Origin of the sequence: Streptomyces sp. AK02-01A (assembly GCF_033795305.1) — a bacterium.
Lineage (GTDB): Bacteria > Actinomycetota > Actinomycetes > Streptomycetales > Streptomycetaceae > Streptomyces.
In genome coordinates this window covers 40,739-52,481 of sequence record NZ_JARBAE010000015.1, presented here as the reverse complement: position 1 = coordinate 52,481, position 11,743 = coordinate 40,739, and the positions used below count along the sequence as shown (strand labels likewise).

At 71.1% G+C, this 11,743-nt stretch carries 12 protein-coding genes; 5 read left to right on the top strand and 7 right to left on the bottom strand.

Annotated elements, in window-relative coordinates:
• Window positions 1-33 precede the first annotated feature (33 nt).
• Window positions 34-387: a hypothetical protein gene (locus PV679_RS16515; protein WP_319681005.1), complete on the bottom strand. Its 354-nt coding sequence runs from the start codon at window positions 385-387 to the stop codon at window positions 34-36.
• 249 nt (window positions 388-636) lie between these two features.
• Here PV679_RS16515 and PV679_RS16510 point away from each other — a divergent pair, with 249 nt between their 5' ends.
• Both PV679_RS16510 and PV679_RS16505 read left to right on the top strand, forming a co-directional pair.
• The gene (locus tag PV679_RS16510; RefSeq protein ID WP_319681004.1) at window positions 637-1,674 is read left to right on the top strand and encodes a C40 family peptidase; all 1,038 of its coding nucleotides are present in this window, start codon (window positions 637-639) and stop codon (window positions 1,672-1,674) included.
• A 177-nt stretch (window positions 1,675-1,851) separates the two neighbouring features.
• Entirely contained in the window at window positions 1,852-2,232 is a 381-nt protein-coding gene (locus PV679_RS16505; protein WP_319681003.1) for a hypothetical protein, read from the top strand.
• A gap of 26 nt (window positions 2,233-2,258) precedes the next feature.
• Here the strand turns inward: PV679_RS16505 and PV679_RS16500 are convergent, their stop codons facing one another.
• Window positions 2,259-2,975: a response regulator transcription factor gene (locus tag PV679_RS16500; protein ID WP_319681002.1), complete on the bottom strand. Its 717-nt coding sequence runs from the start codon at window positions 2,973-2,975 to the stop codon at window positions 2,259-2,261.
• A gap of 111 nt (window positions 2,976-3,086) precedes the next feature.
• A complete protein-coding gene (locus PV679_RS16495; RefSeq protein ID WP_319681001.1) occupies window positions 3,087-4,385 on the bottom strand; it encodes a PspC domain-containing protein in 1,299 nt (432 codons plus the stop codon).
• A 260-nt stretch (window positions 4,386-4,645) separates the two neighbouring features.
• Here PV679_RS16495 and PV679_RS16490 point away from each other — a divergent pair, with 260 nt between their 5' ends.
• Window positions 4,646-5,962: a PspC domain-containing protein gene (locus tag PV679_RS16490; RefSeq protein WP_319681000.1), complete on the top strand. Its 1,317-nt coding sequence runs from the start codon at window positions 4,646-4,648 to the stop codon at window positions 5,960-5,962.
• Here the strand turns inward: PV679_RS16490 and PV679_RS16485 are convergent.
• The 3 genes from PV679_RS16485 to PV679_RS16475 form a co-directional block, all read right to left on the bottom strand.
• Window positions 5,932-6,561 carry a GNAT family N-acetyltransferase gene (locus tag PV679_RS16485; protein ID WP_319680999.1) on the bottom strand — a complete coding sequence of 210 codons (630 nt, stop codon included), beginning with the start codon at window positions 6,559-6,561 and terminating at the stop codon, window positions 5,932-5,934. The genes PV679_RS16490 and PV679_RS16485 overlap by 31 nt on opposite strands.
• A gap of 132 nt (window positions 6,562-6,693) precedes the next feature.
• Complete coding sequence (locus PV679_RS16480) at window positions 6,694-7,206, bottom strand: DoxX family protein (protein WP_319680998.1); 513 nt, start codon at window positions 7,204-7,206, stop codon at window positions 6,694-6,696.
• A gap of 217 nt (window positions 7,207-7,423) precedes the next feature.
• Window positions 7,424-8,689 carry a hypothetical protein gene (locus tag PV679_RS16475; protein ID WP_319680997.1) on the bottom strand — a complete coding sequence of 422 codons (1,266 nt, stop codon included), beginning with the start codon at window positions 8,687-8,689 and terminating at the stop codon, window positions 7,424-7,426.
• 252 nt (window positions 8,690-8,941) lie between these two features.
• Between PV679_RS16475 and PV679_RS16470 the strand changes: the two genes are divergently transcribed.
• A complete protein-coding gene (locus tag PV679_RS16470) occupies window positions 8,942-9,361 on the top strand; it encodes a cupin domain-containing protein (RefSeq protein ID WP_319680996.1) in 420 nt (139 codons plus the stop codon).
• A 125-nt stretch (window positions 9,362-9,486) separates the two neighbouring features.
• Here the strand turns inward: PV679_RS16470 and guaA are convergent, their stop codons facing one another.
• Window positions 9,487-11,073, bottom strand: coding sequence for a glutamine-hydrolyzing GMP synthase (gene guaA / locus PV679_RS16465; RefSeq protein ID WP_319680995.1), 1,587 nt, complete (start codon window positions 11,071-11,073; stop codon window positions 9,487-9,489).
• Window positions 11,074-11,379: 306 nt separating this feature from the next.
• Here guaA and PV679_RS16460 point away from each other — a divergent pair, with 306 nt between their 5' ends.
• Window positions 11,380-11,697, top strand: coding sequence for a chorismate mutase (locus PV679_RS16460; RefSeq protein WP_319680994.1), 318 nt, complete (start codon window positions 11,380-11,382; stop codon window positions 11,695-11,697).
• The last annotated feature ends 46 nt before the right edge of the window (window positions 11,698-11,743 follow it).

The window sequence follows — 11,743 nt, the reverse complement described above, 5'->3', positions numbered from 1 at the left end:
GAGCGCGCGCACGGCGGCGGTCCCGCGGAACGGTCAGATCCACAGCGTGGCGATGAGGATGTTGGCCACCGTCAGACCGCCGACCGTGCCGAACAGCGCCTTCGGGGCCACCTCGTCGTCCCGCTTCACATACACGACGCCCAGAATCACGATCAGGATCGCCAGCTTGACGCCGATCTTGATGGTGTTCACCGAGTGTCCCTCGCCCTGGTTGAGGCCGACCAGGACCACGCCCGTGACCAGCATCGTCAGCGCTCCGTGCAGCATCGCCGGGCTGAAGCGGGCCGTGCCCGCGCTCATCGCCTTCATCTGGGTCAGAAAGCCGCCGAGCAGCGAGGCGATGCCGATGATGTGCAGAGCGACGAAGACATTGATGAGTACGTCCATGGGCCGGAGCGTAGCCCGGGCCATATCACCTCTCTTCGGCGAGGTGCGGCATTGTTCCGTATCGGTCGCGTCCGACCGGAGGGCGTGTTTCCGCTTGATCGGCCCGGTCACAAAGCGTGCTCGAAACTCCAGCTCCCTGCCAATACCGGCCATGCCGGCACCGGGCCCTGACCTTGGCCCTTAACGTCCTCCTCCGGGTGGCCGACCGCCACCGCAGTATGTGTACGGATGAAAAAGAGGACCGCCCCCGTGGCAGCGCACCGAAAACGTAAGCAGCGCCCGTTCACCGGCCCCGCAGGCCGCACAGCCGTCATTCTGGCACTCGCCGGGGCCGCGACCGTCGCGGCCTTCGACGGTCCCGCGGACGCCGAGCCCCGCCTCACCCCGGCCCAGGTCAAGGCCAAGGTCGACAAGCTCTACGAGCAGGCGGAAGCCGCCACCGAGCGGTACAACGGCGCGAAGGAGAAAGCGAACGCCGCCCTCGCCTCGCTGACGGAGCTGCGTGACGAGGCCACCCGCAGGACGGAACGCCTCAACACCTCACGCGACGCACTCGGCGCGATCGCCACCGAGCACTACCGCAGCGGCGGCCTCGACCCGGCTGTGCAGCTCGCTCTCAGCTCACGGCCTGAGCGGTATCTGGAAGGCGCCGCGCTCGCCGAACGGGCCGGAGCGCGCCAGGCCGACACGATCAGCAGGATCCGCAAGGAACTCGCGGAGATCACCGAGCTGCGCACCCGGGCCGACGACGAACTCGCCGATCTCAAGGCCCGCCAGGCCGAACTGGCCCGGCACAAGTCCACCGTCCAGCGAAAGCTCGACGACGCCCAGCGGCTGCTGGACCGGCTCACCGCCCGGCAGCGCGCCCAGTACGCCGGCCAGGGACCGCTGACGGGCCCGGCCGCGCCCACCACCGGCGGCCCGGTCCAGGCATCGGGTTCCCGTGCCGCGGCAGCCGTCGCCTTCGCCTACGGCGCGATCGGCAAGCCGTACGCGTGGGGCGCGACGGGACCCGGTTCCTTCGACTGCTCGGGACTGACCCAGGCCGCCTGGCGCTCCGCCGGCGTGTCCCTCCCTCGCACCACATACACCCAGATCAACGCCGGCCGGCGGATCGGGCGCTCCCAACTCGCCCCTGGTGACCTGGTGTTCTTCTTCTCCGGGATCAGTCATGTCGGGCTCTATGTCGGCGGCGGGCAGATGATCCACGCCCCGAGGCCCGGTGCGGCGGTCCGCATGGCGCCGATCGACCAGATGCCCTTCGCCGGCGCCTCCCGGCCCGTCTGAGAGCTCCGAGGAGCCGTCGGGACGCCGACGGTCTTCGCCCGTCCGGGACACCGCTCTCCCTGTCCGAAGTGCCAACCGGCGGCCTCCTGTCGCCGGACTGGCTCAGGCCGGGATGCCCCGCCCTCGCATTCGCGTGACGATGAGCAACAGGACGCCGTCGCCTGCCGAGGGGGAGCCGTGAGACGTGCCACCGCAGCGCGAGCGATGGGACTCGGCATCGGCGCGCTCTTTGTGGTGGCGCCCGTCGGCGTCACTCCACGGGGCTGTGGCGATCTCTCCGGCGGCCGGCTCTGTGTGGCGGGCCCGATCGGCGGCGCGGGTGGCTTCACCACCCGTTACGTCCAGCACACGGGCCGGCCGGACGTCACCGTACGCCTCGGTTATCAGCGCAAGGACGACCGGATCACCGCGTTTCCCGGGTGGTTCGGCACCCGGCGGACCCGGCACGGCGTCGCCGAGCTGTCCGGCACGCTGACCACCATGCCGGGCGAGTGCGTCCGCGGTCTGCTGGACGACCACCACGGCCGGACATTCATCACCGAGTGGTACTGCTCGTAGCTGGTGGAAAGAGCGGCGCGCTCCTGTCACACCAGCCTGCGCGCCGTCGCCCAGCGGGTCAGCTCGTGCCGGTTGGAGAGCTGGAGCTTCCGCAGGACCGCCGAGACATGCGATTCCACGGTCTTCACCGAAATGAAGAGCTGCTTGGCGATCTCCTTGTACGCGTATCCGCGCGCGATCAGCCGCAGCACCTCGCGCTCCCGCTGTGTGAGCCGGTCCAGGTCCTCGTCCACGGGCGGGGCGTCCGTCGACGCGAAGGCGTCCAGGACGAAGCCGGCCAGCCGGGGCGAGAAGACGGCGTCGCCGTCCTGCACCCGGAAGATCGAGTCGACCAGATCCGCGCCGGTGATCGTCTTGGTGACATAGCCACGGGCGCCGCCGCGGATGACGCCGATGACATCCTCGGCCGCGTCCGAGACGGACAGCGCGAGAAAGCGCACCGGATTCTCGGCGGCCGTCATCAGCGACGCGCAGTGGCGCAGCACCTCGACTCCGCCGCCGCCCGGCAGATGGACATCGAGCAGGACGACCTCGGGACGGGTCGCCGTGATCACGGTGATCGCCTGGTCGACGTCGGCGGCCTCGCCGACGACCTCGACACCGGTCTGTTCGGTGCGGCCGATCTCCGCCTGTACGCCGGTACGGAACATCCGGTGATCGTCCACGAGCACGACCCGTACACGACGGCCGTCCTCGGCGCCGCTCTCGCGCGGAGTGCTTCCGGCCCCTGTGCCCTCGCTCATGATCTCCACCCCTCACCCTTGCCGCCGCGCCGTCCGGCGCGGCACTCGTACCGTACGGTCATCGGCCGCCGGTCATCGGCCGCCGCGGGCGCTCAAACCCGCCGCCGCTCCTCACTCCGCCCGTTCCATCTCCAGCTCGACCTCCGTGCCGCCGTCCGGCACCGAACGCAGCCGCGCCGTGCCGCCGTTGCGCTGCATCCGGCCGATGATCGATTCCCGCACTCCCATCCGGTCGTCCGGCACCTCGTCCAGATCGAATCCCGGCCCGCGGTCCCGTATGGAGAGGAAGACCGTACGGCCCTCCACCTCCGCGTACACCTGCACCGCTCCCCCTTCGCCACCGTACTTGGCGGCGTTGACCATCGCCTCGCGTGCGGCCTGCATCTGTGCGGCCAGTCTCTCGTCGAGCGGGCAGTCGCCGACGACCACGACCTCGATCGGCACCCCGTGATGGTCCTCCACCTCGGCCGCCGCCCGCTTCACGGCCTCTCCGAGAGTGGCGGGCTCGTCCTCCTCGTCCTTGCCGGTGCCCTCCGGCTTGTACAGCCAGGCGCGCAGCTCCCGCTCCTGGGCCCGGGCGAGACGGCGGACCTCGCCGCCGTCGTCGGCGCTGCGCTGGATCAGGGTGAGGGTGTGCAGCACCGAGTCATGGACATGAGCGGCGACCTCGGCGCGCTCCTGCGCGCGGATCCGCATCCGCCGTTCCTCGGCGAGGTCCTGCGTCATCCGTACGAGCCAGGGACCGGAGAGCAGGGCGACGCCGGCCACGACCGCGATGGCGCCGGTCAGGACATTGCCGAGCTGGGCCGCCGCGCCACGCACCACCATGAAGACGGCCAGGCCGAGGCCGACCAGTGCGACCCCGGCGAGAGCGCGCGCGAGCTGGAGCATCCGGCGGCGCCGGCCGACCTCGGTCCAGCGGGCGCGGCGCGCGTTGTCCACCTGTCGCCAGACCAGGACGACGCCCGCACCGATCAGCAGCATCGGCCAGATGTAGCGGTCGGCGTGGCCCCGGCCCATATTGACGTTGCCGATGAAGACGCCGGCCCCGATGAGCAGCGCGATCAGCGCGAAGACCTGGCCCTTGTCCGGCTTGCGCAGCCGGCGCCGGCCGTCCGGACTGATCTCGAAGACGGAACGCGGTCCGGTCGCCGTCCCTCCGACGCCGAGCGGGACGACGATCCAGAAGACGGCATAGAGCAGCGCGCCGAGGCCCTGGGCGAAGAAGAGCCCGAGGAAGACCAGCCGCACCCAGACGACCGGAAGCCCGAGATGCCCGGCGAGCCCGCGGGCGACACCGCCGAGAAGCCGCCCGTCCGCGCTGCGGTAGAGCTTGCGCGGCGGCTGCTCCTCCGGCGCGGGCGCGCGGGAGGCAGACGTCGCGTCGGCGTGGGGCGGAGCGGCCGGCATGCCATTGATGGTCACATGCCGGGCCCGGCGAGGACATCAGGGTTCGCCCCCCGATCCGACCCTGACGCGACCCTGACTTCCGGACACGGACGCGCCGGAGACCGGCGGGAGAGAACCGGGAACCGGACGGATCCCGCGCTCGGAGCCGCTCGGAGCCGCTTGGAGCCGCTTGGAGCCCTGGTACGCCGGTGGCCAATATCAGGGACAGCCCAGGGTCGGCGGCGCTGGAGGCGCGGGCCCGACGCCGTCACCATGGAGAGATGACCCAGCCGCATCCCGCGCCGCCCACGGCGTCGGCGTCCGCCTCGGATCCCGCGCCGCCTCCCGCCGCTCCCCAGTACCTGCGGCGCAGCCCGCGGCAGAAGGTGTTCGCGGGCGTGTGCGGCGGCCTCGGGCGGTACTGCGACGTCGATCCGGTGATCTTCCGGATCGTTGTCGGTGTGCTCACCGTGACCGGTGGCATAGGGCTGATCTTCTACGGCTTCGCCTGGCTGCTGATTCCGCTCGAAGGCGAGGACGAGAACGAGGTCCGCAGGCTGCTCTCCGGCCGGGTCGACGGCGCTTCGCTGATCGCCGTGCTGCTCGCGCTGATCGGCTGCGGTCTGTTCCTGTCGATGCTGGGCAACGACGGCACGCTCGGCTTCGCCGCGATGCTGTCGATCGCGGTCGTGGGCGCGGCCGTCTGGTCGCAGCGCCGCCGTGTCGTCGCGCCGGACGGCGGCTCGCCCGCGCCGGCCACGGCGCACTCCGTGACGGAGGCGCCGCCGGAGACCAAGGCGCCGCCGACACCCGGCACTCCGTCCTGGTGGCGGGACCCGATCGTCAAGGACGGCACCACGGGTCCCGGCAACGCGGCCTATCTCTGGGGTCCGGAGGACACGGCCACCGCCGACCAGGCACCGCGCGGGCGGCCGGCGGCGGCGCCGGGCGCTCCGCGGCCCCGGGCCCCGCGCGGGATCGGCGGCACCGTCTTCCTGCTCGCCGTGCTGGCGTTCGGCCTGGGCACGGGCCTGTCCTGGGACAGCCGGCCGTTCGGCACCAGTCTGCAGATCGGCCTGGCCGCCGCGCTCGCGGCCTTCGGGCTCGGCATTGTGGCCGGCGCGTTCCGTGGCCGTATCGGCGCGGGCACGATCTTTCTCACGGTGGTTACCGCCGGGCTGCTCGCGGCGGCCTCCGCGATCCCGAAGAACATCACCACGGAGTGGGGCCGCCAGCACTGGATACCGGCCTCCGTCGCCGCCGTACAGCCGCGCTATGAGCTGGGCTCCGGCGTCGGCACGCTCGACATGAGTGGCCTCGCCGTCCCGGCGGGCCGGACCGTCAGCACATCGGCGGAGGTCGGCGCCGGGCTGCTCCGAGTCGTCGTACCGGACGGCGTGACGGTGAAGCTGCGTGCCACGGCCGGGCTGGGAGACATCCGGCTTCCCGGTGAGCGGCCGGACGACGTGGACGTCTCGCCGGACCAGTCGCGGCAGCGTACGTTCGCGCCGCGCGCGGGCGCCGACCCGGCCGGCACGCTGGAGCTGCGGCTCGAAGTAGGTCTCGGTCAGGTGGAGGTGGTCCGTGCCACCTCCTGACACGGGCCCGGGCCCGCCGGTCGCGGGCCTGAGCGTGCCGACCGCCGCCGCGTACGCGGTGGCGTGACCGAGGACCACACGCCGAACCACTGCTCGGCGCCGTACTCCTCGAACCGCTCCACCTCGGTGAACCCCAGCTTCGCCGCGAGGCGCATCGCGCGGTCGTTGGCGGTCTGGGTGCAGAGCACCACCGGCTCGCTGGGAAGCGCGTCGGCGAACCAGTCGAGTGCCGCCGCGCACGCCTCGGCGGCGTACCCGCGTCCCCACGCCTCCGGCCGGAACATATAGCCGAGCTCGGCCTCCCCGGCATCCGGACGGACGTGACCCGGACGCTCCGCGTCGCGCCGATCGAGCGTGATCATGCCGATCATCGCTCCGTCGAGATCGATCACGAAAAGGCCAGGGCGCCGCCCGGGCACCTCAGGCATCGCGCGCTCGATCTCATCACGCGGTCGAGGGCCGCCGATGTAGGCACCCACCTCTGGCGAGGCGAACAGCTCGATGAACGCCGCACGGTCCCGGGCCTCGGACTCACGGAGCACGAGCCGCTCGGTCCTGATCGGGGCAGGTGGCCAGGCGACGGGTCCGGGTTCAGTCATGGCGGGCAACCTATCGCGCGCCCGTGCGAGTGATCGAAAGAGAAGGCCCAAGGGCTGTCCCGTAATCCCTGGTGGATCAGCGCGCGGCGTCAGATGCGGTGGATCGCAAGGCGGACAGCCCTTAGAGGTCCGTCAGTGATGTCGCCGACGCCTGATCAGGGCATCCAATGACCAGAGGGGTGCCCCGGCCAGCACCAGCGGCAGCCAGGCCATCAGATAGACCAGGTCGTTGCCGTAGTAGTACGGATCGCTCTGCCAGCTCATGGTCAGCCACAGGCTCAGCGAGATGAGGGCACCGCCGAACGCGGCGAGCCTGGCCAGTACACCGAAGAGGGTGCCCAGGCCCACGGCGAGCTCGCCAAGAGCTATGGCGTAGCCGAAGCCCGCCGGGCTCTTGAGCGCCAGATCGACGAGTGCGGGAATCGCCGAGCTGTCCCGCACGCCGTGCATCATCTCGCCGATCGAACCGGTGCCGGTCGCCGAGAAGAACCCGCTGTCGGTGAGCTTGTCGAGCCCCGCGTAGATGAAGGTGACGCCGAGGAAGATCCGCAGCGGCAGCAGCGCGTAGCGAGCGGCGCTCTCCCGCAGGCCGCCTCGCTCACCGGCCGCCGCGCTGTGTGTCCTCGTCCGGTGGTCAAGTGTCATCGCCGGTCCGCCTTCCTGTCCCTGTCGCCGTCCACGCCGCCGCGGAGGTGGCACCCGCGTGCCTCTTCCCTGCAATACGCATGCGACGCGTCCGGCACTCAGCCGTCAAGGCGTTCTACCTGTCGAATTCGGCCAGACCTCTGCCCGGATCCCGCAAGGTACGCACAAGACACCGCTTCAGAACCGACGAGATCCACTCAAAACTGGTCAGATCCACTCAGTCCATGACCTCGACGGTGACCGGATTGGTCTCCACCCCGGCCGCCGTGACGACCCGCACCTCCACGGTCCCCGGCTCCACATCGACCGGCACCGGCACGATCAGCGTCGTGTCGGCCGGATTCGCGAAGCCGCCGGGCACCGGCACCAGCGGCACATGGACATGGACAGGGCCGATTTTGACGACCATCCGGGCAAGCCGGTCCGGGGTGCCCGCGCCCGGCGGTACGAAACCGGCGCCGCGGATCTCCATGTCGTCGCCGGTACGGATCGGAGCGTCCAGGTCTCCCGCCTCCCGGGCGCGTACCACGGACAGGATGACGGGCCGGCCGCCCTCCACGTACTTTCCCGCGAAATAGGTGGCGGCGGAGACGGCGACCAGCAGCGCGAGCGCCCAGGGAAGATCGGGCAGTTGCTCGGGCCGCCGGGCCAGCCGTACCGCGGAGAAGATCGCGGCGACCGCGTTCACCAGGGCGTACTGGACGTCGGTGAAGCTGCCGTGTCCCGCGTCGTCGCAGAGCAGATCGGCCAGTCGCGGCCGTTCGGCCCGTACCTTCTGCAGCCGCTGGGTCCCTACGCGCAGGGCCACCACCTGGCGTACGGCCACGGCGATGGCGCAGACCACGGCCAGCACCGTCACCATGCCCGCGCCCCGGGCGAGATCGAGTCCGGCGATCAGGGTGTCGCGCCCGGCGTGCCCGGAGGCGCCCGCGAGCTGGAGCGCGAGCACCAGCACGGCGAAGACGACGAACAGCACCCATACGGAGGCGACGGTCCGCGAGGTCGACAGCCGGTTGTCCTCACCGATCAGCGGTGCGAGCAGCCCGCCGCGTGCCCGGTGCAGCCGGGCGGCGCCGGTCAGCAGCCCCGCGACGGCCAGCGCGGCGAGCAGCCCGGCCGTACGGGCGAGCGACCAGCCGGCCCCGATCGCGGTGGCGGTCTGCGCGAGGACGAGCAGCACGACACCGCCCCACACCACCAGCAGCGTGTGCCGCCAGACGGTGTGCAGCCAGGCCTGGCCGGCCTCACGGCTGCGGTCCGCGACCGCGCGCGCGGACTGGGTGAGCTCGTCGGAGACCCACTGCCGGGAGGCTCCCGCCGAGTGCGCGACCGCGGCGGGCAGCCCCTGGCCGGCCGCCAGCCCGTCCCGTTTGGCCAGAAACGCGGCCACGGCCCGTCTGTGTCCCTCGCGCGCTCCGTGCGGGCAGTCGCCGCACAGACAGCCTCCGCCGTGCACACCGAGTCCCGCTTCTTGCACCGCCACGACGAATGCCGCCTTCCCCGCCCCGAACCCTGAACCCCGAACCAGTGAACTTCCCTGCGCAGACTGGGAATTGTGCCGTATGCAGCGGGGTCGAAGCGCTGTCCGGGCGGCCGGGGCGGGTGACGACCTCGTCACGTTGTTGACTCGATGGCCCGCGAGGGCCGCGCGGAGCTTCTCAGACAGCGCGGCCGGGTCGGTGCGAGGGGCCTCCCTCCGGCGGAGCCCTGGCGCCGGTGTACCAGAATGCCCGCCATGACTGACACCTCGCCGCTGGTCGCCCTTCTCGGTCTGGAACCGCATGTCGAGGGCGGCTGGTTCAAGGAGACCTGGCGGACCGAGAGTTCCGCCACTCCACCCGGCTACCCCGGGCCGCGCGCCTTCGCCACCGGCATCTACTTCCTGCTGCATCCCGGCGAAAGCTCCGCGGGCCACCGCGTACGCTCCGACGAGCTCTGGCTGTGGCACCGGGGCGGACCGCTGCGGCTTCACATCGGCGACGAGACCCACATCCTGGGTCCGGACGTCGAGTCCGGCGAACAGCCTCAGTTGCTCGTTCCCGCCGGAGCCTGGCAGTCGGCGGAACCGGCGGGCGACGAGCCCACTCTCGTGACCTGCGTCGTCTCGCCGGGCTTCGACTTCGAGGACTTCACTCTCGGCCCGTCGGGCGCCTGATCAGCCGGCAGATCCGGCCAGAAGTGGCGGGCACTCGCCAGCACGTACGCACAACGGCCGACGCCGCCGCCCAGACGAATGGGCGACGGCGTCGGCCGGCGCGAGGCCGTGGTACGACGGGAGGGTTACTCCCACTCGATCGTGCCCGGCGGCTTGCTCGTCACGTCGAGGACCACGCGGTTCACATCCGCGACCTCGTTGGTGATCCTGGTGGAGATCTTCGCCAGCACGTCGTACGGCATCCGCGTCCAGTCGGCGGTCATCGCGTCCTCGGACGAGACCGGCCGCAGCACGATCGGATGACCGTACGTACGGCCGTCGCCCTGGACGCCCACGGACCGCACATCCGCGAGGAGGACCACCGGGCACTGCCAGATGTCCCGGTCGAGCCCGGCCGCCGTCAGCTCCTCACGGGCGATCGAGTCCGCCTCGCGCAGCAGGTCCAGGCGCTCCTTCGTGACCTCGCCGACGATACGGATACCGAGGCCCGGGCCGGGGAACGGCTGGCGCTGGACGATCTCGTCCGGCAGGCCCAGCTCCTGGCCGACCATCCGGACCTCGTCCTTGAACAGCTTGCGCAGCGGCTCGATGAGCTGGAACTCGATGTCGTCGGGAAGCCCGCCGACATTGTGGTGGGACTTGATGTTGGCGGTGCCGGAGCCGCCGCCCGACTCGACGACATCCGGATAGAGCGTGCCCTGGACGAGGAACGCGACGTCCTCGCCCTCCGCGCCCGCCTCGGCGACGATCTCGGCCTGGGCCTGCTCGAAGACGCGGATGAACTCGCGGCCGATGATCTTCCGCTTCTGCTCCGGGTCGGAGACACCGGCGAGCGCGGCGAGGAAGCGCTCCTGAGCGTCGACCACCTTGAGCTGGACGCCCGTGGCGGCCACGAAGTCCTTCTCGACCTGCTCGGTCTCGCCCTTGCGCATCAGACCGTGGTCGACATACACGCAGGTGAGCTGGGAGCCGATGGCCTTCTGCACCAGGGCCGCGGCCACGGCCGAGTCCACGCCGCCGGACAGACCGCAGATGGCGCGCTTGGTGCCGACCCGCTCGCGGATCAGCTCGACCTGCTCGTCCACGACATTGGTGGTGGTCCAGGTCGGCTCGATACCGGCGCCGCGGTAGAGGAAGTGCTCCAGGACCTGCTGACCGTACGTGGAGTGCAGCACCTCCGGGTGGTGCTGGACGCCGTACAGCTTCTTCGCGTCGTTCTCGAAGGCCGCGACAGGCACGACATCCGTGGACGCGGTGACGGTGAAGCCCTCCGGAGCGGCGGAGCAGGCGTCGCCGTGCGACATCCAGACGGTCTGCTCGGCCGGCGTGCCCTCGAAGAGAGTGGAGCCGGTCCCCGAGACATACAGCGGTGTACGGCCGTACTCACGCGCGCCCGAGTTGTCGACGGTCCCGCCGAGCGCGGTCGCCATGAGCTGGAAGCCGTAGCACATCCCGAAGACCGGGACACCGGCCTCGAAGAGCGCGCGGTCGACGCTCGGAGCGTTCTCCGCGTAGACGGACGACGGTCCGCCGGAGAGGATGACCGCCCTGGGGTTCTTGGCCAGCATCTCGGCCACCGGCATCGTGGACGGGACAATCTCGCTGTAGACCCGGGCCTCGCGGACGCGGCGGGCGATGAGCTGGGCGTACTGCGCGCCGAAGTCGACGACGAGGACGACATCGGAGACGGCGGCGGGGGGCGCTGCTGGCACGGGGCGGCCTTCCGGCGGTGAAAAGTGGGTCTTGTTGGGTCGATTCTAACGGCGGTCCCGGGACGGCCCTCCGTCTCAGCATCCGAACCCGCGTTGCCGCGCGTCGCCGCCTCTGCTCCATACTGGCCGTATGCGCGAGCAGCAGACCTTCGTCTTTACCTATGGCACCGGCCCGTCCGGCTGCCATGGTCATGCTGCTTGAACTGACAAGCGACTTCCCAGGCGCCCCGGGCCGGCAAGGCCCGGGGCGTCTGTCGCGTTCGGGGCCGTGCCGCTCCCGGGGACCACCCCGACAAGGAGCCCGACATGACTGTCACCGAGAACAGCGGCATCACGGAGAACACCGGCGCCACGGAGAACACCGGCGCCCGTACCGAGGAGGCCGTCTCCCTCATCGGCGACGCCCGCCGGCGCGTCGACACGCTCGACGAGCGGATCATCGGCCTCGTCCAGGAACGGATGGCGGTGTCCGCCGCCATCCAGGACGCCCGGATCGCCTCCGGTGGCCGCAGGGTCAGTCTCTCCCGCGAGATGGAGATCCTCGGCCATTACCGGGACGCGCTCGGCAGGCCGGGCACCTCGCTGGCGATGACGCTGCTCGAACTGTGCCGGGGCCGCGTCTGAGGCTCCGGCCGGCCGGGCCCGTATCTGAGTTCGGGCACCGCTCTCA

Bases quoted from the DNA above. Each gene is read 5' to 3' on its own strand.
- PV679_RS16460 (WP_319680994.1), top strand. From the start codon at position 11,380: ATGACTGTCACCGAGAACAGCGGCATCACGGAGAACACCGGCGCCACG.
- PV679_RS16480 (WP_319680998.1), bottom strand. From the start codon at position 7,206: ATGACACTTGACCACCGGACGAGGACACACAGCGCGGCGGCCGGTGAG.
- PV679_RS16495 (WP_319681001.1), bottom strand. From the start codon at position 4,385: ATGCCGGCCGCTCCGCCCCACGCCGACGCGACGTCTGCCTCCCGCGCG.
- PV679_RS16485 (WP_319680999.1), bottom strand. From the start codon at position 6,561: ATGACTGAACCCGGACCCGTCGCCTGGCCACCTGCCCCGATCAGGACC.
- PV679_RS16470 (WP_319680996.1), top strand. From the start codon at position 8,942: ATGACTGACACCTCGCCGCTGGTCGCCCTTCTCGGTCTGGAACCGCAT.
- PV679_RS16490 (WP_319681000.1), top strand. From the start codon at position 4,646: ATGACCCAGCCGCATCCCGCGCCGCCCACGGCGTCGGCGTCCGCCTCG.
- PV679_RS16500 (WP_319681002.1), bottom strand. From the start codon at position 2,975: ATGAGCGAGGGCACAGGGGCCGGAAGCACTCCGCGCGAGAGCGGCGCC.
- PV679_RS16515 (WP_319681005.1), bottom strand. From the start codon at position 387: ATGGACGTACTCATCAATGTCTTCGTCGCTCTGCACATCATCGGCATC.